Here is a 20,507-nt window from a genome sequence, read left to right on the forward strand (position 1 = left end):
CCTCAGATCCCGAAGACGCCCGGCAGGCCACCGATATCGGCGATTTCGGTATAGCCGTAATAGGGATTGGCCGGTTCGTGGCGGCGATTGACCCAGACCTTGGACGTAATGCCCAGATCATGCGCGGTCATCAGGTCATAGCGGAACGAGGACGAGACATGGGTGATGTCCGCGGGGCCGCAACGCAGCACGTCCAGCATATATTCGAAACCGCGCATCTGCGGCTTGTAGGCACCGGTCTCCTCGGCGGTGATGACCTTGTAGAAGGGCGCGCCCAGTTTCTCGACATTCGAGGGGATCTGCGATTTCATCGCGTTCGACAGGATCACCAGCGGGATTTCTTTGGCCAGCTTGGCCAGACCCGCCGGAACATCCGCATGCGGACCCCAGGTCGGGACTTCGTCATAGACGCGCTGCGCGTCCTCGTCGCGGAAAGTCACGCCATTGGCTTTGCAGGTCCGCTCGAGCGAGTTGTGAACGATCTCGGCATAAGGCTTCCAGGCGCCCAGAACCTCGTCAAGACGGTAGGCCGCAAAGTTCTTGATGAACTGCGTCATGGCGGCCTCATCCAGCGTCGCGCCATAGATGCGGCGCGCGGCACCGGCCATGTCGAAATTGGTCAGCGTGCCATAGCAGTCGAAGGTTACGTATTTCGGGCGAAACGGGGCCATATTGTCCTCATGCGGTCATCGTTGTCCCGATTTTAGGCGCAGCGGCAGACCAGTCTGCCCGCATTGCTGCCCTTGACCGGCAGGAAACGCCGAAAGTCGGGCCGGTCGCGGCACAGAGTTTCGGACCGCCCGCCACGCCACCCCGTCGCGACCCCGACGCAGCAGCGGATCGGCGGCAGAATATGCCGCCACATCAGGGCTGAACGGTGTGAAATATCCGCAAGACCGACCAATCCCGTTACGCGGCAGTCGATCAGGGCGGCATGATATGCCGGAATAGACCCGAGGCAAGCATGACCCAGACCCTGACCTTCCAGCCTTTCGGCCCCGAACATCTGGACGGCGCGTTGCGCCTGTCCGAACAGGCGCGCTGGCCGCATCGACGCGACGACTGGGCGTTGGTCGCGGCCATCAGCAAGGGCGTCGTGGCCCTTGAGGACGACCGGATCGTCGCGACGGCCCTTGCCACGCCTTTCGGTGACGCCGCGATGGCGAACATGATCATCGTCGATGAATCCATGCGCGGACGGGGCCTTGGCCGCGAGATCATGCTGCGGGCGATGGATTGCGCCACACCGGGCCAATGGCGGCTGGTTGCGACGCAATCGGGGCTGCCGCTTTACGAGAAGCTCGGTTTCTCGGCCTGCGGCATGGTGCATCAGCGTCAGGGCCATCTGCTGGCCGATTGCGTTGCGACACAGGCCCGCCCCGCCCTTGCCGCAGACCTTGACGCGATCCGGCAGATGGACCGCGAGGCGACGCAGGCGGATCGCTCGGGTCTGATCGACCTTCTGGCCGCGCGGGGTCAACTGGCGATCATCGAGGGCAAGGGTTACGCCGCGATCCGCCCCTTTGGCCGTGGCCATGTCGTCGGTCCGGTGATCGCGGATGATGCGGAAACCGCGCGCGATCTGCTGTCGCAGCTTTTCGCCGGTCGCCGTGGCGCGTTCTTGCGTGTCGATACCGCCGACCTTACCGGACTCGAGGACTGGCTTGCCGGTCTGGGGCTGGTCGAGGTGGATCGCGGTATCGCGATGCGGCGCGGCGGGCTTCCCGAAAACAAGGGGCGCTTCATGCGCTTCGCTCTGGCCGCACAGGCCCTTGGCTGACCATAGGAGAGAACATGCTGAGCAATTCGCTGATCGAGCAGGACCGGGCACATCTGGTCCATCCCGTGGCTTCATGGCGCGGGCATGAACAAAGCGGGGTCCGCCTGCTGAAATCGGCCAAGGGCGCGACCGTGACCGACGCGCAGGGGCATCAGCTTCTGGACGGGTTCGCGGGCCTCTGGTGCGTCAATGCCGGTTACGGGCAGGAAAGCGTCATCGAGGCCGCGACAAAGCAGCTGCGCGAACTGCCCTATGCCACCGGCTATTTCAGCCTCGGGTCCGAACCCGCCGCCCGCCTTGCCGCGCGGCTGGCCGAGCGCGCCCCCGGTGATCTGGATCATGTCTATTTCACCTTGGGCGGATCGGATGCGGTGGACAGCACCGTGCGCTTTGCCCGCTACTACTGGAACGCGCGCGGGATGCCGGAAAAGGACCAGTTCATCTCGGTCCAGCAGGGCTATCATGGCTCGTCGACCGTGGGTGCGGGCCTGACCGCGCTGCCAGCCTTCCATGCCGGATTCGGACTGCCTTTCGACTGGCAGCACAAGATCACCTCGCATTACGCCTATCGCAATCCGGTCGGTAACGATCCGCAGGCGATCATCGACGCCTCGGTCGCGGAACTGCGCGCCAAGATCGAACAGATCGGCGGAGCCGGTCGCGTCGCCGCCTTCTATGTCGAGCCGATCCAGGGCTCGGGTGGGGTGCTGGTGCCGCCGAAAGGCTGGATGGCCGCGATGCGTGCGGTCTGCACCGAGCTGGACATCCTGTTCATCGCGGACGAGGTCATCACCGGCTTCGGGCGCACCGGCCCGCTTTTCGCCTGCGAAGAGGACGGCATCGTGCCCGACATGATGACGACGGCCAAGGGGCTGACGTCGGGCTATGTCCCGATGGGCGCGGTCTTCCTGTCCGACCGGATCTACCAGACCATCGCCGATGGTGCGGGCGCGGCCGCGGTGGGTCACGGCTACACCTATTCCGCCCATCCGGTCAGCGCGGCCGTGGGGCTTGCGGTTCTGGATCTGTACGAAGACGGGTTGCTGGCGAATGGCACTAAAATGGGCGCGCGCCTGATGGCGGGTCTACACGGGCTGTCCGATCACCCCTTGGTCGGCGATGTCAGGGGGCGCGGGATGCTGGCGGCGATCGAACTGGTCATCGACAAGCAGAACAAGACCCCGCTGCCCGCCGCTGCCGCCCCCGCGACCCGCGTGTTCGAGCGGGCTTGGCAGAACGGCTTGATCGTGCGCGCCTTTGCCCAAGGGGTGATCGGCTATGCCCCGCCCCTTTGCTGCACCGAGGCCGAGATCGACGCCATTGTCGAGCGCACCCGCCTGACCCTTGACCAGACGCTGGAAGATCCCGACGTCCGCGCGGCGATGCGCTGATGGCGGTCCTGTTCCTGTCGACTCCTGCACGGGCCGAGGTCTTTCGTCAGGCCTTTGCCCGCGCCCTGCCGGACATCGCCTTTCACTTCGGCGAAGCGCCGGACCCGCAGGACATCCGCTGGATCGTCACCTGGACCGCGCCCGAGGATCTGGCGACGCGCTATCCGAATCTGCGGCTGGTCTTCTCGATCGGAGCCGGAGTCGACCAGTTCGACATGAGCCGCATTCCCGCGCATGTCAGCATTGTCAGGATGCTCGATCCGGGCATCGCGGCGCAGATGGGGGAATATGCGACCATGGCGACCTTGGCCATGCATCGCGACCTGCCCCTGTATCTGGCGCAACAGCGCAAGGGCGAATGGCGGGCGGGCGACAACCTGCCCGCCGCGCAACGGCGTGTCGGTGTCATGGGGCTGGGCCAGCTCGGGTCGCTGGTGATCGAACGGCTGAAGCCCTTCGGCTTCGATCTGGCGGGTTACAGCCGCTCGCCGCGCCGGATCGAGGGGGTCGAGTGCTTTACCGACCTGTCCGCGTTTCTGGCCCGCAGCGATATCCTGCTGTGCCTTCTGCCGCTGACCGGAGAAACGCAGGGCATCCTGAATGCCGACCTGTTCGCGCAGCTTCCGCAAGGTGCGCGACTGGTCCATCTGGGACGCGGCAAGCAACTGGTGGCGCAGGATCTGCTTGATGCGCTCGAATCCGGTCGGCTGGCCAGCGCCATGCTGGACGTGACCGACCCCGAGCCTTTGCCTGCGGATGACCCGCTTTGGCACCATCCCCGCGTGATCGTTACTCCCCATATCGCCAGCCAGACCAGCGCGATCGAAGGTGCTGCGCATGTCGTGGCAGGGGTCCGCGCCGACCTGTCCGGACAGGACATCCCCGGCCTGATCGACCGGACACGGGGGTACTGACGCGATGCCACGGCGTCACGGCAATTCAGCATAATATGCCGTGACATTCACAAAATCGACGCATCCGCCCCGCGATTTCCGGCCATTCTGTCCCGAATGGTCAGGTCTGCAAGGGCTCGACTACAAGATCCGGCGAAAGATCGGATCAGAATATTCCGGCAGATCGTGCTGCCAACAGGGAAGAATGCATCCGGCCAATGCCGGCCCGAATGCAAGATACGCTCTGTGAACCAGCATACCCTGTCGCGGTCCGAGCGGACCCGCCCGCCTTTGCGGGTCCAAGCATTGCCCGCAAGGGCGAACCATCAGTGCGCAAGCGCGCAAGAACAGGGAATTAGGATGAGCAATACCGGCATCACCAACTGGACCCGCTCGGATGACGCGATGGTCGAACATGCCATGCGCCGAGGCGCCAGCCGTCGCGATCTGCTGCGCATGTTTCTTGCCGGAGGCATCAGCCTTGCCGCAGGCAGCACCATTCTGGGCCGCGCCGGAGCCGCGCTGGCCGCGACTCCGGTCAAGGGCGGGCATCTGATCGGCGCAAGCTGGGCCTCCTCGACCGCGGACACGCTTGATCCCGCCAAGGCATCGCAGGCGACGGATTACGTCCGCTGCTGCGCGCTGTACAACCGCCTGACCTTCCTGAACGGTCAGGGCGAGGTGCAGATGGAACTGGCCGACAGCGTCGAATCCTCGGATGCGAAAGTCTGGACGGTGAAGCTGAAGACGGGCGTGACCTTCCATGACGGCAAGACCCTGACCGCCGATGACGTCGTCTTCTCGCTGATGCGTCACCTTGACGAAAGCGTCGGCTCCAAGGTCAACGCGATGGCCAAGCAATTGTCCGAGGTGAAGGCGGTCGATCCGGCGACGGTCCAGATCACCCTGTCCGCGCCGAATGCCGACCTGCCCGCCATCCTTGCCATGCACCATTTCATGATCGTGGCCGATGGCACGACCGATTTCTCCAAGGGCAACGGCACGGGTTCCTTCGCGCTGGAAAGCTTCGAGCCGGGCGTGAAATCGCTGATGAAGCGCAACGAGAACTACTTCAAGCCGGGCGGCGCGCATGTCGACAGCTTCGAATATTTCGCCATTCCCGACGACACCGCGCGGGTGAACGCGCTGATCTCGGGGGATATCCATCTGGCGGCGTCCATCAAGCCGCAAGCGCTGCGCCTGATCGAGGCCGCAGGCAATATCGACGTGGTGCAGAACACCGCCGGAAACTACACCAATTTCAACATGCGGCTGGATATGTCGCCGGGCGACAAGGCCGGTTTCGCCGAGGGCATGAAATACCTGTTCGACCGCGAATTGATCACGAAATCCATCGCCCGTGGCCGCGCGGTGATCGCCAATGACCAGCCGGTATCGCCCTCGAACAAATACCACAATGCCGAGCTGAAGGCCCGCGAGCACGACCCCGAACGCGCCAAGGCGCTGTTCCAGAAGGCGGGACTGCTGGGCCAGACGATCCCGATCGTCGCCTCGGACGCCGCCACGTCCTCGGTCGAGATGGCCACGCTGTTGCAGCAGGCCGGTTCGCAGATCGGCATGAAATTCGACATCCAGCGCGTGCCGTCGGATGGCTACTGGTCGAAATACTGGCTTCAGGCTCCGGCGCATTTCGGCAATATCAACCCGCGTCCGACGCCCGACATCCTGTTCTCGCTGCTCTACACCTCGGATGCGCCGTGGAACGAAAGCCAGTTCAAATCCGAGAAATTCGACAAGCTGGTGCATGAGGCCCGCGGCGAACTGAACGAGACGCGCCGCAAGGAAATCTATGACGAATGTCAGGTGATCGTCTCGAACGAGGCCGCGACCGCGATCCCCGTCTGGCTGTCGGACATGGAGGCCAAGACCAACAAGCTTCAGGGGCTGGAAACCAACCCGCTGGGCGGCCAGATGGGCTACGCCATGGCCGAATACGTCTGGCTGGAAGCCTGATCGCTGCTTCGGGGGCGGTTGCTGCCGCCCCCGCCCTTCCCTGAAAGGTTCCTGAATGAGTTCACCCATCCCCAGACTGGTGCTAGGCCGCCTCGGCATTGCCGCCATCACGCTGCTGATCGTCTCGGTCGTGGTTTTCGGCGCGACGCAGATGCTGCCCGGAGACGTCGCCGAGATCCTGCTGGGCCAATCCGCGACCCCCGAGGCCGTGGCCGGACTGCGCAAGGCCATGAATCTGGATCAGCCCGCGATCATGCAATATGGCAGCTGGCTCTGGGGATTGCTGCGGGGCGATCTGGGGACGTCCTATGCCAACAGCATGCCGGTGGCGGACCTGATCGGCGGTCGGCTGGTGAACACGCTGCGGCTGGGTGCGGTCACGGCCGCGATCGCGGTGCCTCTGGCGCTGTCGCTGGGGATCGCCACGGCGATGTATCGCGGCACGGCTTTTGACCGGGCGGTGAACGCCTGCATCATCGCGGTGATCTCGGTTCCGGAATTCATGATCGCGACATTGGCCGTTCTGGTCTTCGCGGTATGGCTGAAATGGCTGCCCGCCCTGTCGGTCAACAGCGACATCGACAGCATCACCCAGATGCTGCGGGTCTTTGCCATGCCGGTCATCACCCTGCTATGCGTGATCTGCGCCCAGATGATCCGCATGACCCGCGCGGCGATGATCAGCGTGCTGGACAGCCCCTATGTCGAGATGGCCCTGCTCAAGGGCGCATCGCGCTCGCGCATGGTGCTGCGTCACGCCCTGCCCAACGCGGTCGGCCCGATCGTCAATGCCGTGGCCCTGTCGCTGTCCTATTTGGTCGGCGGCGTCATCATTGTCGAGACAGTCTTCAACTACCCCGGAATCGCGCGGTTGATGGTGGATTCGGTCGCCACGCGCGACCTGCCGCTGATCCAGGGCTGCGCCATGATCTTCTGTATCGGATACCTGATCCTGATCACGGTTGCCGACCTGATCGCCATTCTCTCGAACCCGAGGCTTCGCTAGTCATGGCCGTTTCCTTTCCCACCCCCCGCCGCCTTGGCTACCGCCTGAACTGGACCGGAGCCCTTGCCGCGCTGGTCGTGCTGTTCTGGGCGCTGACCGCGATCATCGGCCCGTGGTTCATGCCCCATGACCCCGGCGAGATCGTCGATTTCGATTTCTTCGGCCCGATCACGGATCAACTGTGGCTGGGCTCGGACTATCTGGGCCGCGATATGTTCTCGCGCATCCTGATGGGCGCGCGCTATACGGTCGGGATCTCGCTTGCGGCGGTCGTGCTGGCCTGCGCCTCGGGGGTGATCCTTGGCATGACGGCGGCGGTCAGCGGCGGCTGGTTCGACACGGTCCTGAGCCGTCTGTTCGACGCGCTGAACTCGATCCCGTCGAAACTGTTCGGGCTGGTCATGGTCGCGGCGGTAGGATCGTCGATTCCCGTCCTGATCCTTGTGCTTGCGGTCATCTACCTGCCCGGAGCCTTCCGCTTTGCCCGTGCGCTGGCCGTCAACATCAACACGATGGATTACGTCACCGTTGCCCGTGCCCGTGGCGAGCGCACCCCCTATCTGATCATGAACGAGATCCTGCCCAACATGACCGGACCGGTGCTGGCCGATGTCGGGCTGCGCTTTGTCTTCATCGTGCTGTTGCTGTCGGGTCTGTCGTTTCTGGGGCTGGGCGTGCAGCCGCCGTATGCGGACTGGGGCAGCCTTGTGCGCGAGAATATCGGCGGTCTGCCCTTTGCCGCTCCGGCAGTGATCATGCCCAGCCTTGCCATCGCCACCCTGACCATCAGCGTCAACCTGCTGATCGACAACCTGCCCACCAAGATCCGCGACCGGAGCGAATGATGCAAAACCTTGTCGAAATCCGCGATCTTCGGGTCAAGGCCACCACCGATGCCGGCAATGTTCTTCCCATCATCAAGGGCGTCAGCTTCGACATCGCGCCGGGCGAGATCGTTGCGCTGATCGGGGAAAGCGGCTCGGGCAAGACCACCATCGCGCTGACCCTGATGGGCCATACCCGCAAAGGCTGCGAGATCACCGGCGGCGAGATCCTGCTCTCGGGTCAGGATGTCGTCCGCATGACCGAAGCCCAAAGGCAGGCCATGCGCGGGACCGAGGTCGCCTATGTCCCGCAAAGCGCCGCCGCCGCCTTCAACCCCGCCCTGCGACTGATCGATCAGGTCGTCGAGGTCGCCAAGATCCACGGCACCATGCCGATGGCCGAGGCCCGCGCCAAGGCAATCGATCTGTTCCGCGCCCTCGCGCTGCCCGACCCCGAAACCATCGGCAACCGCTATCCGCATCAGGTCTCGGGCGGACAGTTGCAACGGCTTTCGGCGGCGATGGCCCTGATCGGCGGGCCGAAGCTGGTCATCTTCGACGAACCCACCACGGCGCTGGACGTCACCACCCAGATCGAGGTGCTGCGCGCCTTCAAATCGGTGATGAAGGAACGCGGCATGGCGGGGGTATATGTCAGCCACGATCTGGCGGTCGTCGCCCAGATCGCCGACCGGATCGTGGTCCTGAAGGGCGGCGAGGTGCAAGAGATCGGCGCGACCGCGCAGATTCTGCACCACCCCGCGCATCCCTATACGAACGAACTTCTATCCGCCTTCGAACCGCGGACATTCGCGCGCGCAGCAGATCCGGTCGCAGCCAACGCGCAGGTTCCCGTTCTGGAAGTCTCGCATGTCTTTGCCGGATACGGTCCCTTGGGCGCGGACAGGCTGCCGCACAAGCTGGTCCTGAAGGATGTCGGCTGCCGTCTGGAAAAGGGCTGCAACCTTGGCGTGATCGGCGAAAGCGGCTCGGGGAAATCGACGCTGGCGCGGGCGATTGCGGGCCTGCTTCCCCCCGCCAAGGGCAAGGTGCTGCTGAATGGCGAATTGTTGGAACCCGCCTCGGCGCAGCGCTCGAAAGAGGATCTGCGGCGGCTCCAGATCGTGTTCCAACTGGCCGATACGGCGCTGAATCCGGCGCGCTCCATCGGCGATATCCTTGGCCGTCCGCTGACCTTCTATCACGGCCTGAAAGGCGCGGCCCGTCAGGCGCGGATCGCGGAACTGCTGGAAATGGTCCGCCTGCCCCGCACCATGATGCACCGTCTGCCCGCCGAACTGTCGGGCGGCCAGAAACAGCGCGTCAATCTGGCCCGTGCCTTGGCGGCAAACCCCGAGGTCATCCTGTGCGACGAGATCACCTCGGCGCTGGACACCGTGGTTGCGGCGGCGGTGATCGACCTGCTCAAGGAACTGCAGCGCGAACTGGACCTGTCCTATGTCTTCATCAGCCACGATCTGTCCACCGTGCAGGCCATCTGCGACGAGGTGATGGTAATGAATGGCGGCGAGACGGTCGAAACGCTGCGCGCCCGCGACCTGCCGGACGGCGCGCGCCATCCCTATTCGCGGCTGCTGTTCGATTCCATCCCGCAACTGGACACCGGCTGGCTGGATCGCATCCCTGCCCGCGTCGCCTGATCCCGCCCCCGAACCACCTAAAGCTTGAAGATATTCTTCAGCGGAAGGTGGTTCTTCACAAAGGGCGATTTCATCACGACAAAGCTGAAGTATTTGTCGATGCCGATCTCGCGGTCGATCAGCCCCTCCATGATGGCCTGATAATCCGTGATGCCGCCGGTGACGAATTTCAGCAGATAGTCATAACCGCCCGAGATCAGGTGGCATTCGATGCATTCCTCGACCTTCATCATCGCCTCCTGGAAGCGGGCGAAATCGATCTGGCGGTGGTTCTTCAGCGTGACCTCGGTAAAGACGGTCAGGGTCGGCCCCAGTCTGGCAAGGTCGATCTGGGCCGAATAGCCCGTGATGAAACCCGCCTGCTGCAATTTCTTGACCCGCATCAGGCAGGGGCTGGGCGACAGATGGACCAGTTCGGCCAACTCGACATTGGTGATACGGCCATTGCGTTGCAACTCGTGCAGGATGCGGATGTCGATACGGTCCAGTTTCAACATGGTGGCCTCGTGAATGCGTGCAAGGACGCTACGCATAAAATTCTGCGACCTCAACCCGATCTACCGTCAAAAACGCATCGTCCCTGTCACATTTCTCGGAAAACTAGGCCGCTGTCACAGACCGCCAGTTCGGCATAATATTTCATCACCGCAGCAGATGCGGCACATGCTTTGGCCCCTATCGGCTAGTCTGGCGGGCAACGAACCAAGGAGTCCGCCATGCCCGCCCCCCTGATGCAGATCGAGACGGAAGCCGCAATTCCGGCACGCGCGGATATTGTCGTCATCGGTGGCGGGATCGTCGGCACATGCGCGGCCTATTATCTTGCGCAGCGCGGCATGTCGGTCGTCCTGCTGGAAAAGGGCCGGATCGGCGCCGAGCAGTCCAGCCGCAACTGGGGCTGGTGCCGCCAGCAGAACCGCGACGCGCGGGAATTGCCGATCTCGACCCGCAGCCTTGATCTTTGGGACCGTTTCGCCGCCGAGATCGGCGAGGATACCGGATTCCGCCGTTGCGGGCTGCTGTACCTGTCCAATGACGAGGCCGAGATCGCGGGTTGGGCGCGCTGGCGCGACTTCGCCCGGGGCGAGGGCGTGGTCACGCATATGCTGTCCGCGTCCGAGGCCACGGCCCGCGGCAAGGCCTCGGGGAAATCATGGGCTGGCGGCGTCTTTTCCCCCACCGACGGAACCGCCGATCCGTCACGCGCCGCGCCGGTGATCGCGCGTGGCGTCGTGAAACATGGCGGACGGGTCATTCAGGGCTGCGCCGCGCGCGGACTTGAACTTGAGGCGGGCGCGGTATCCGGCGTCATCACCGAAAAGGGCGTCATCAAGACGCGCGCCGTCGTCATGGCGGGCGGGGCTTGGGCCTCGTCATTCGTGAACCAGCTTGGACTGCGCTTTCCGCAGGCCAGCGTGCGGTCCTCGATTCTGGCAGTCGGCGCGGGCGCGGAACTGCCGGATGCGGTGCATACCAGCTATATCTCGGTCACGCGGCGCGGCGACGGTGGCTACACGCTGGCCGTTTCTGGTGCGGCGCGGGTCGATGTGACGCCGCAACAGATGCGCTACTGGAGCAAATTCCTGCCGATGTTCTTCAAGCGGCGGAAATCGCTGGCGCCGGGCGGGTTGCAGGGCTGGACCTCGGGGCATGAGACGCTGGGCCGCTGGAAGCTGGACCGCGTCACGCCGATGGAGCGGATGCGGATCCTTGATCCCCGCCCCGACCAAGCGCAGATCGACCTGACGCTGGCCCGCGCGCGAGAGATATTTCCCGCGCTCAAGCAGGCTGCGGTCACCTCGGGCTGGGCAGGGTTCATCGACAGCACGCCCGACGGTGTGCCCGCCATCGGCGAAACCCGCATTCCCGGCCTGATGCTGGCCGCCGGATTCAGCGGCCATGGCTTTGGGATCGGGCCGGGCGCGGGGCATCTGATCGCGGATCTGGTGACGGGAACGGCTCCGATCGTCGATCCCGAGCCTTATCACCCCGCCCGTCTGGACCAATCGGTCTGGGGCAAGGTCGCGGATTTCTGAAACGTCGTGTCGGGGGCGATGCCGCCCCCGTCCGCCTTAGCCAAGCGCCTGATTGACCAGCCCAAAGGTTCTGGCCGCGCCGACCGGATCGGGCAGGCGCTCCAGCGACATGCGTTGCACGCTGTCGAAATCGACGATGCCCGCAGCCTCGAGAAAATCGAAGAACACCCCCTGAGGCTCGCGGGTATCGACCCGCAGGAACTCGCCCCGATGCGCGGCGATGAAGGGGCCGCACAGCGCCATCGCATCGGCTTCGTTCTCGGCCACGATGGGACCGATCACCCGACCCCGCCCGAAATGGCGCATCAGCGAAAATCCCGTGATGCGGCCCGCGCGTTCGATCACCAGACCCTCGGACACGGCCAGAACGGCGGCCATCACCTCGGGGCGGGCGACGCCCATCGCGTCGGTGTCCAGTTGCAGGATCTGCGCGCGGTCGGCGGGTTGCATTGCCCGCGCCCCAAGCGGATATTCGGGACAATCCGTGACGATGCCGTTCATCTGCGCGACGCGGGCAAGCGTCTGGAACCCCAGCGAGACGTAAAGCCGGTAGGCCTCTTTGGTGGCGTTCAGCACCCGCGCGCGGCCATGGGTCTCGTCCAGAACGCGGCGCATCAGCCAGCGCCCTGCCCCCTGATCCTGCAGGCGCGGCGAGGTGATCACCATCCCGATCGAGGCGACGTTCTGCGAAAACGGAAACCACATCGCCGAGCCGAAAATCCGGCCGATCTGGTCACGGGCGACCCAGCCATGACCAAGCCCGATCGCCATGGCCCAGTCGTCGGCACGATGCGGCCAGCTGACCGAGACCGACAATTCGTGCAGCCGCGGGATATCGGCAGGGGTCATCGGATCTATGCTCAGCTCATAGCCGCCGATGTCGAGTGTCTCTGCAAGTTCCAAGCTGCGCTCCTGCCCGTGGCTGCCGTAGCGCCATGGTAAAGCGGATACGGAAGCGCATCGAAACAAAAACCGAGCGTCAAACAGAATTTCCTGCTAAATCACCCCTCTGGCAAAGTAGGCACTTCAGCCCACTCGCCTGCGGGTCCACGACACGAAAGATCAGCGCATTGCGGCCTTGAGCTTGTCCGCGATCCGTTCGGCCAGCATGATGGTCGGGATATTTGTGTTGGCGCAGGGGATCGAGGGCATCAGCGAGGCATCGACCACATGCAGCCCGCGCATACCGTGAACCGCCCCGTCGCTGCCGGTCACCGCGTCCGGATCGCCCGCAGCACCCATCCTGCAGGTGCCCGAGGCATGCCATGTGCCGCCGACATTCGCGCGTACGAAATCTTCCAGCATTTTTTCATCCGATAACAAGGCTTTCAGGGTAACGCCTTGCGTGACCAGCCCGTGGATCAGCGCCTGCCGCAGCGGTCCGGCACAGTCGAGCAAGGCCGAGAACACCCCGCGCTGGACCGCGTTCCAGCGACCAAGGGCGGCAATGCGCGCGACGCGGGGCGTGTAGCTGGTCGGGAAAACCGGCCCGCAAGTCGCGGTCACTCCGGGCGCGGCCAGGGCCCATGCCCCCATGCGGACGGCGCCCTTCAGGCGCTCCAGATCGCGCGGGTCCGACAGCATGTTGAAGTCCACCTCGGGGCCGGTCGCCGTATCGGCCGAAACCAGCCGGACCCGCCCGCGCGAATAGGATTTGTTCACCCAGAAAAAGATCGAGCCGATCCGCGCCCCGACCGAATGCCAGCCCGAACGGGACAGGATCGCGCCGTGCATGTCGCCGGGCGGTGTGCCCGCAACCCCCGAGGAATAACGCCATACCCCCTGTTCATGGTGTTCGTCAGGGTCGCGGACGCGCATGGCGGGGGGCAGGTAGGTGCCAAGCGCGATCGAGGGATGCTCCATCAGGTTCGCCCCGACACCACGCAGATCGGCGACCGGACTGATCCCCAATCCGCGCAACTCGGCCGCCGGACCGATGCCCGAGCGCAACAGCATCGCCGGACTGTGGATCGCCCCCAGACTCAGGACCGTGCGGCGGGCCTGAATGCGCAGGACCGCGCCCGAGGCCGACGCTACTTCCGCCCCGCTGACCTGACGGTTTTCGATCAGCAGACGCATGGCCTGATGGTCACTCAGGATGCGCAGGTTCGGGCGGGCGCGGACCTCGGGTGTCAGCCATGTCAACGAGGTCGGCTGGCGTTGGCCGATATCGGACTGGCCGACCGCCCCGCGAAAGACGCCGTCCTGCCACGCTCCGTTCTGGTCGGGGCGGACCGGATGGCCCTGCGCGTCCAGCGATGCCATGACCTGCGCCACGAACGGCGATAGCGCCGCATGGTCGGGACGCCGGATTTTCAGTGGACCGTCATCGCCATGCAGCGGCCCCGCGAAATCGCGATCATGTTCCAGCTTGCGGAAATAGGGCAGGACATGGTCCCAATCCCACCCTTCGGCCCCCAGCGCGGCCCATTCGTCGTAATCGGCTGGGGCGCCGCGGTTCGACATCAGCGCGTTGATCGCCGAGCCCCCGCCCATGACGCGGGCCTGCTCGTAGCGCCGCGCGGGGCCTTTGCCATAGGTCGCGCGCAGCCCCTGCCAGATGTTGCGCGGGTCCAGATAGGCCCGCCCCGGATAGCGCGAGGCGATCTCGGACGGAAGCGCGGGGGGCAGGATGTCGCGCCCCGCCTCGACCAGCACCACCTGCAAGGCGGGGATTTCGGACAGGCGGGCGGCCAGCACGCAGCCCGCCGAGCCGCCGCCAAGGATCAGGATGTCGGTCTGCATCGGTTCCTAGGCCCTGCCCCGCGCCGCCGAGGCGCGACCGTTCATCGCCATCAGAAGAACCATGATGAACGAGATGCCGGTCAGCAACGTCGAGATCGCGGCGATGGTCGGGTCGATCTCGTCGCGCAGCGCGGTGAACATGCGCTTGGTCAGCGTCTGGTAATCCCCGCCCGAGATGAACAGCGACACCACCGTCTCGTCCAGCGCCGAGATGAACGCGAACAGCATACCGGTGATGACCGAGGGCCGGATCTGCGGCAGAACCACCGCGAAAAAGGCGCGCCAGCGGTTCATGCCAAGGCTGCGGGCGACCATTTCCTGCGTCGGATCGAATTTGCGCAACCCGACCAGCACCGATGTGATGACATAGGGCATCCCCAGCATGACATTGGCAAGGATCAGCCCCGACATCGTCGCGATCAGCCCGACCTGCGCATAGACCAGAAACACGCCGACCGCCGTGATCACGATCGGGACAACCAGCGGCAGCAGAAGCACGACCTGAAGGTTCCTGATCCAGCGCGACTGGGTCATGTTCAGGGCATAGGCCGCCGCCGTGCCGATGACCGTCGCCAGAACCGAACTGGAGGTGGCAAGGATCAGGCTGGTCTTGGTCGCCTGCATCCATGCGGGGTTGGTCAGATAGGCCTCGTACCAGCGCAGCGACCAGCTTGGCGGCGGAAAGCTTAGAAACCGCGCGCCCGAGAAGGACATGGGCACGATGATCAGGACAGGAATGATCAGCCATAGCAGGGTGATGCCGACGAACACCCGCAACAGGATCTGGCTTGGCGACAGGGAAACACGTTCCATCGGATTACCTCGTGCCCATGATGCGTTCGAAGGGGATCAGCGTGCTGGCCAGACGGAAGATCAGGAAGACCAGCAGCAACAGGACCATCGAGATCGACGAAGCCGCGCCCCATTCATTGTATAGTTCGATGTTGCGCGACACGAGCATCGACACAAGGAAGGTCCGGCCACCGCCCAGCAGTTCGGGCGTGATGTAGAAGCCCAGCGTCAGGACAAAGACCAGCACCGATCCGGCGATGACTCCGGGCAGCGACAGGGGCAGAAATACCGACCGGAACACCAGCCAGCCGCCACCGCCAAGGCTCGCGCCCGCCATCTCCAGTTCCGCGGGGATCTTCTTCATCGTGGCGTAAAGCGGCAGAACCATGAAGGGCAGCAGGATATGCAGCGTCGCCATGACGGTTCCGAATTCGTTGTTGACCAGAATCAACGGCTTGTCGATCACGCCGGATTCGACCAGCACGGTGTTCACCAGCCCGCGCCTTTGCAGCAGGATCAGCCATGCATAGGCCCGCACCAGAACGCTGGTCCAGAAGGGCAGCAGCACCATGCCAAGGATGATCGGCGGCCAGATCCCCTGCGATTTCGCCGCGACATAGGCCAGCGGATAGCCCAGCAGCAAAGCGGCGATCGTGACCAGAAAGGCGATGCGGAAGGTCTGGACAAAGGAGGACAGATAGACCGTATCGGTCAGGAACCGCTGGTAATGGACCAGCGTGAAGCCGTCCGGCCCCTGGAACGACTGCCAGCACATCCACAACAGCGGGCCGATCAGCAGAAGGCCCACCACCGTCACCGCCGGAGCCAGCAGGATCAGGATCATGCGCCGCTCGCGCCGTTCCTCGGAAGTAAGGCCGGTATTCGCGTCTTGGGCCATCGCGTTCCCCCTAAGGCTCGGGACCGGCGGCGACCGGTGCGATTGCGGACCGAGCGAAGGACGCGGCCAAGCCGCATCCCCTTCCGTCCGTGTGTCGGGTGCGCTGCTCATTGCTGAACGAACGCCGCCCAGCGTTCCTGCGCCTTTTCGCCCTCGGGCGAGCTCCACCAAGCAGCCGAGTTCAGCACCTGCTTGGCCGCGTTCTCGGGCGAGTTCGGCATTTGGGCCGCGCGTTCCGCCGAGATCTTGCCGGTGTCATAGGCGGCAGGGTTGCCCGGGCCATAGTCGATATATTCCGGGAAATTCGCCTGGATCTCGGGCGACATGGCGGCGTCGATGAATTTCATCGCGGTTTCAAGGTTCGGCGCGCCCTTGAGTACACATAGCGAGGTATATTGCAGGATGCCCTGATTATAGGTGAACCCGACCGGAGCGCCTTCGGCCATGACCGCCGAAACCCGCCCGTTCCACGCCATGACCATATCGGCCTCGCCATCGGCCAGAAGCTGGGCGGATTGCGCGCCCGAGGTCCACCAGACGGTGATATGGGGCTTGATTTCCTCGAGCTTCTTGAAGGCGCGGTCGACATCCATCGGATAGATATCGGCGGGCGCGACCCCGTCGGCCATCAGCGCGGCTTCAAGCGTGGCCAGCGGGTGGTTGCGCAGCGCGCGCGTGCCGGGGAATTTCTCGACGTCCCAGAAATCGGCCCAGCTCTGCGGGCCGTTCTCGCCATAGGCATCGGTGCTATAGGCCAGAACCGAGGAATAGAACTCGTATGCCACCGAATAATCGTTGCGCAGTTCGGCGGGCATCGCCGCGACCGAGGGCATGGCGGCAAGGTCCAGCTTCTCGATCATGCCCTGCTCGCCGCCGCGCAGACAGTCCTTGGTCGGCGTGTCGATCACGTCCCAGATCGGTTTGCCAGTGGCGGTCTGGGTACGGATCACGGGCCATGCGTCGGGACTGGTGTCCTGCTTGATGACAATGCCGGTTTTTTCGGTCACCGGATCAAGAATGGCCTTGGTCTGGGCCTCCTGATAGGCGCCGCCCTGCGACACGAAGGTAATCTCGGCGGCATTGAGCCAGCCGACGCCAAGGCACAGGGCCAGGCCGGACACGGTCGCGATCTTGGGCATGCTTGTCATAGTCTTACCTTCCTGTTGTTTGATTATGTTCTGTTACGTCCGGGGTGGGGTGCGTCTCATTTGCCGACCGCATCAAGGAACTGGTACCAACCCGCGACGATGCGGACGCCGACCTCGCGGACGGGATAAAGCGGAACCTGCGGCAGGGGCAGTTGGCCCAGCAGTCCCGCATCCGGTTTGCGGCCCAGAACCAGATCCGCCACATGCGGACCTATATAGCTGGCCAGAGCGACGCCCGTGCCGTTATAGCCCATGGCGTAAACGATCCGGCCGTCGATGCGACCCAGATGGGGCAGGCTGTCCATCGTCATCGCCACCAGCCCCGACCAGCGATGCGTCACTTGCAGGCCCGCAAGCTGGGGAAACTGCGTCAGCATGGCCTTTTCCAAAGCGGCGAAGGCGGCGGGGCTGTCCGATTTGCCGAACGCGCCGCGCCCGCCATACAGCAGCCGGTCGCCGGATTTGCGGAACCAGCGCATCATGCGGCGGGTCTCGGTATAGCTGCGGCCATGCGCCAGAAGGGCCTCGGCAGCGGTGCCGGTCAGGGGCTGGGTCGCCACCATCGCCGAACGGAAGGGCACGACCCGACGCTCGATGACCGAGGCCGCAGGGGTCAGGCCGGAATAGGCATTGGTCGCCAGAACCACCTGTCGCGCCCGCACCCGGCCGCTGGCCAGATGCAGATCGACGCCGCCATCTGCACGGGGCGCGATGCCGGTAACCGGACTTTCGTCATGAATGCGCAGGCCCCGCCCCCGCAATCCCGCAGCCAGACCGCGATGGAACTTCAACGGATGGATCACGCCCCCATGCCGGTTCAGCATCCCGCCGCAGAAATCGCGCGAGCCGGTTTCCGCGGCCATCTCCTCTGCGTCAAGGATCGAGACCGCGTCATCGCCCAAAGTCCCGCGCAGCCAGTCGCATTCGGCACGCAAGGCCTCCAGCGCCTCGGGACGATGGGCGCAACGCAACGAGCCGCTGGGCCGGTAATCGGCGTCAATGCCGAATTCCTCCAGCACGGCGCCGACATTCTCTATGGCCTCGATGCCGATATCATGCATCCGCCGTGCGGTCGCGATGTCCCAGCGCCGCGCCATCTCGGCAAATCCCAGCCGGAACTTGCCGGATACGACGCCGCCGTTCCGCCCCGAGGCGCCCCAGCCCAGCCGGTTCGCTTCAAGCACGACGACATCGACCCCCTGCGCCGCCAGCGCGCGGGCGGTCGATAATCCGGTATAGCCCCCGCCGACGATGGCGACATCGGTCTGCAATTCACCCGAGAATGGCATGGCCTCGGGCGCGGCGGGCGCGGTGTCCCTCCAGAGCGAGTCGATTTCGGGAAGCGGGGGCTGGTTCACGGTCGGACCTCAGGCTGCGGCGCCGTAACGCTGTTCGGCCAGTTCGGCATCCACCGCATCGGCCAGTTCCTTGAGCGTGGTGAAGTGGAAGTCCGGCGTGGTCACGACCTTCGGAATGGGCGAGGCGCCAAAGCCGTCCTGCCCTGCCCGACGCTGGATCCAGCAGGTCGTGTAACCCAGATCCCGCGCGACGCCGATATCGTGGTGCTGGCTTTGCGCGACATGCAGGATTTCCGACTGCTTGTAGCCGAAAGCCGATTGGCGGCCCTTGTTGAAGGCGAAGAACTCGGGCGCGGGCTTGGCGTAGCCGGTTTCGTCGCAGGTGACGGCATCGTGGAACGGACGCCCCAAAGTATGCTCATAGGCGGTAAAGGCGGTGCGGTCGGCATTGGTCATCGCGACCAGCCGGAAATTCTTGCGCAATCTGGCCAGCGCCGCGGCCGAGTCCGCGAAGGCGGGCCAGCGCAGGACCGAAAGCTGGAAGGCATTGGCGACGGCTTCCGACGAGTCAAAGCCCGTTTCCTCGGCGATGGACATATAGACATCGCGGAAGGCAAAGGACGAGCGGCCATAGAACTTGTCCCGTCCGCGCAGATAGGGCTCGAAAATCTCGTAATCCGTGGCGGCGGCGGCTTTCGGTCCGCCAAGGCTGCGGATCGCCTCGAGCACGCCGGTTTCGAAATCGATCAGCGTTCCGACCACGTCAAAGGTCATCACCTTGAAATCGGTGAGTTTCATTTCCCAGATCCTTGTTGTTGCAGTGGGGAAGGGTTCAGGCAGCCCGTGGCACGACGATTGTGTCCTCGGGATGCAGGGCAAGGGTGACCGGCTGGCCGGTTTCGGGCATCATCTGCCAGCCGGAATGGTTCGAGGGCAGGCGCAGGCTGACCTGTTCGCCGCCCGCAAGGGTGACGAAGATCCGGACGCTTTCCCCCTGATACAGGCAGGAATCCACCGTCCCCGGCAGCAGGTTGCTTTCGGGCGCGGTCTGCGGTCCGGCAAAGGCCAGCTTTTCGGAATGCACGGTCAGGAACAGATCCTCCGACGCGGGAACCGGATGGGCCGAGCGCAGCGTATTGCCCGCAAGCGACAGGTTTCCCGCGTCAAGTCGCCGGACCGGCAGCAGCATGGCTTCACCGATGAAGCTGGCGACAAAGGAATCCCGCGGGCGGTCATGCAGTTGCTTCGGTGTGTCCACCTGCACCAGACGGCCGTTTTTCATCACCGCGATGCGGTCGGACATGGTCAGCGCCTCGCGCTGGTCATGGGTGACATAGATGATCGTCGCACCCAGCTTGGCGTGAAGCTGCTTCAGTTCCAGCTGCATGTTCTCGCGCAACTGCTTGTCCAGCGCCGAAAGCGGTTCGTCCATCAGGATCAGCCGCGGCTCGAAGATCATCGCGCGGGCAAGGGCGACGCGCTGGCGCTGGCCACCCGACAAAGCCGAGATCGCGCGATCGCCGTAACCCGACAGTTCGACCATCTCCAATGCGGCCTGCAGCTTGGCGGGCCATTCGGATTTCGGCATCCGCCGCGCCCGCAGCGGGAAGGTGATGTTCTCGCCAACCGTCATATGCGGGAACAGCGCGTAGTTCTGGAACACGATGCCGATATCGCGCAGATGCGGCGGCGTATGGGTGATTTCCGTATCGCCCAGATGGATGCTGCCCGAGGTCGGCTGCACAAAACCGCCCAGCAGTCCCAGCAGCGTCGTCTTACCCGATCCCGAGGGGCCAAGGATCGACAGGAACTCGCCGGGGGCCACGTCCAGACTGACATCGTCCAGCGCTTTGAACGTCCCGTAGCGCTTGACGGCATTGCGGATCGACACGCCGACTTTTTGCGGATGCAAGGTGGATTTCATGCGGCAACGGTCTCCTGTTCCAAGCGTTCGGCCATGCCGGTATCGTTTGCAGAAATGTAAAAACATCCTGCGCTTACGACCCTGCGACTGTTCTGATCGCTGTCTTCCTGTTGACGATTTCAGGCTTTTTGCTGCCT

Annotated in this window: 18 protein-coding genes; 8 read left to right on the forward strand and 10 right to left on the reverse strand. The window is 64.3% G+C overall.

The window, feature by feature from the left end:
* Positions 1 to 2 precede the first annotated feature (2 nt).
* Positions 3 to 671: a haloacid dehalogenase type II gene (locus GL286_RS11910; protein ID WP_155095791.1), complete on the reverse strand. Its 669-nt coding sequence runs from the start codon at positions 669 to 671 to the stop codon at positions 3 to 5.
* A gap of 293 nt (positions 672 to 964) precedes the next feature.
* Between GL286_RS11910 and GL286_RS11915 the strand changes: the two genes are divergently transcribed.
* The 7 genes from GL286_RS11915 to GL286_RS11945 all read left to right on the forward strand — a co-directional run bounded on the left by GL286_RS11915 (position 965) and on the right by GL286_RS11945 (position 9,529).
* Positions 965 to 1,780, forward strand: a complete 816-nt coding sequence (locus GL286_RS11915) for a GNAT family N-acetyltransferase (RefSeq protein WP_155095792.1) — start codon at positions 965 to 967, stop codon at positions 1,778 to 1,780.
* Between the two features lie 14 nt (positions 1,781 to 1,794).
* Entirely contained in the window at positions 1,795 to 3,171 is a 1,377-nt protein-coding gene (locus tag GL286_RS11920; protein WP_155095793.1) for an aspartate aminotransferase family protein, read from the forward strand.
* Positions 3,171 to 4,085: a 2-hydroxyacid dehydrogenase gene (locus GL286_RS11925; protein ID WP_155095794.1), complete on the forward strand. Its 915-nt coding sequence runs from the start codon at positions 3,171 to 3,173 to the stop codon at positions 4,083 to 4,085. The genes GL286_RS11920 and GL286_RS11925 overlap by 1 nt, the downstream gene beginning before the upstream one ends.
* A 339-nt stretch (positions 4,086 to 4,424) precedes the next feature.
* Complete coding sequence (locus GL286_RS11930) at positions 4,425 to 6,038, forward strand: ABC transporter substrate-binding protein (protein WP_155095795.1); 1,614 nt, start codon at positions 4,425 to 4,427, stop codon at positions 6,036 to 6,038.
* A 55-nt stretch (positions 6,039 to 6,093) separates the two neighbouring features.
* Complete coding sequence (locus tag GL286_RS11935; RefSeq protein WP_155095796.1) at positions 6,094 to 7,044, forward strand: ABC transporter permease; 951 nt, start codon at positions 6,094 to 6,096, stop codon at positions 7,042 to 7,044.
* A gap of 2 nt (positions 7,045 to 7,046) precedes the next feature.
* Positions 7,047 to 7,889: an ABC transporter permease gene (locus tag GL286_RS11940; protein WP_155095797.1), complete on the forward strand. Its 843-nt coding sequence runs from the start codon at positions 7,047 to 7,049 to the stop codon at positions 7,887 to 7,889.
* Positions 7,889 to 9,529 (forward strand): ABC transporter ATP-binding protein, encoded by a 1,641-nt coding sequence (locus GL286_RS11945; protein WP_155095798.1) that lies wholly within the window; start codon positions 7,889 to 7,891, stop codon positions 9,527 to 9,529. The genes GL286_RS11940 and GL286_RS11945 overlap by 1 nt, the downstream gene beginning before the upstream one ends.
* A gap of 17 nt (positions 9,530 to 9,546) precedes the next feature.
* On the opposite strand, the gene GL286_RS11950 is transcribed toward GL286_RS11945, so the two are convergent.
* A complete protein-coding gene (locus GL286_RS11950) occupies positions 9,547 to 10,026 on the reverse strand; it encodes an Lrp/AsnC family transcriptional regulator (protein WP_211596305.1) in 480 nt (159 codons plus the stop codon).
* Between the two features lie 219 nt (positions 10,027 to 10,245).
* Here GL286_RS11950 and GL286_RS11955 point away from each other — a divergent pair, with 219 nt between their 5' ends.
* Positions 10,246 to 11,565, forward strand: coding sequence for an NAD(P)/FAD-dependent oxidoreductase (locus tag GL286_RS11955; protein ID WP_155095799.1), 1,320 nt, complete (start codon positions 10,246 to 10,248; stop codon positions 11,563 to 11,565).
* Between the two features lie 36 nt (positions 11,566 to 11,601).
* Here GL286_RS11955 and GL286_RS11960 read toward each other — a convergent pair whose 3' ends face one another.
* The 8 genes from GL286_RS11960 to GL286_RS11995 form a co-directional block, all read right to left on the reverse strand.
* Positions 11,602 to 12,468 carry a GNAT family N-acetyltransferase gene (locus tag GL286_RS11960; protein WP_211596307.1) on the reverse strand — a complete coding sequence of 289 codons (867 nt, stop codon included), beginning with the start codon at positions 12,466 to 12,468 and terminating at the stop codon, positions 11,602 to 11,604.
* A 159-nt stretch (positions 12,469 to 12,627) separates the two neighbouring features.
* Positions 12,628 to 14,310: a GMC family oxidoreductase gene (locus tag GL286_RS11965; protein WP_155095800.1), complete on the reverse strand. Its 1,683-nt coding sequence runs from the start codon at positions 14,308 to 14,310 to the stop codon at positions 12,628 to 12,630.
* 6 nt (positions 14,311 to 14,316) lie between these two features.
* Positions 14,317 to 15,123, reverse strand: coding sequence for an ABC transporter permease (locus tag GL286_RS11970; protein WP_170295163.1), 807 nt, complete (start codon positions 15,121 to 15,123; stop codon positions 14,317 to 14,319).
* A gap of 4 nt (positions 15,124 to 15,127) precedes the next feature.
* A complete protein-coding gene (locus GL286_RS11975; RefSeq protein WP_155095801.1) occupies positions 15,128 to 16,000 on the reverse strand; it encodes an ABC transporter permease in 873 nt (290 codons plus the stop codon).
* A gap of 107 nt (positions 16,001 to 16,107) precedes the next feature.
* Complete coding sequence (locus tag GL286_RS11980) at positions 16,108 to 17,148, reverse strand: ABC transporter substrate-binding protein (RefSeq protein ID WP_211596309.1); 1,041 nt, start codon at positions 17,146 to 17,148, stop codon at positions 16,108 to 16,110.
* A gap of 56 nt (positions 17,149 to 17,204) precedes the next feature.
* Positions 17,205 to 18,506 carry an NAD(P)/FAD-dependent oxidoreductase gene (locus GL286_RS11985; RefSeq protein WP_211596311.1) on the reverse strand — a complete coding sequence of 434 codons (1,302 nt, stop codon included), beginning with the start codon at positions 18,504 to 18,506 and terminating at the stop codon, positions 17,205 to 17,207.
* Between the two features lie 9 nt (positions 18,507 to 18,515).
* Complete coding sequence (locus tag GL286_RS11990) at positions 18,516 to 19,244, reverse strand: HAD-IA family hydrolase (protein WP_155095802.1); 729 nt, start codon at positions 19,242 to 19,244, stop codon at positions 18,516 to 18,518.
* Between the two features lie 34 nt (positions 19,245 to 19,278).
* Entirely contained in the window at positions 19,279 to 20,370 is a 1,092-nt protein-coding gene (locus GL286_RS11995) for an ABC transporter ATP-binding protein (protein ID WP_155095803.1), read from the reverse strand.
* Positions 20,371 to 20,507 lie beyond the last annotated feature (137 nt).

Source organism: Paracoccus aestuariivivens (assembly GCF_009711225.1).
In the GTDB taxonomy this organism is placed as follows: domain Bacteria; phylum Pseudomonadota; class Alphaproteobacteria; order Rhodobacterales; family Rhodobacteraceae; genus Paracoccus; species Paracoccus aestuariivivens.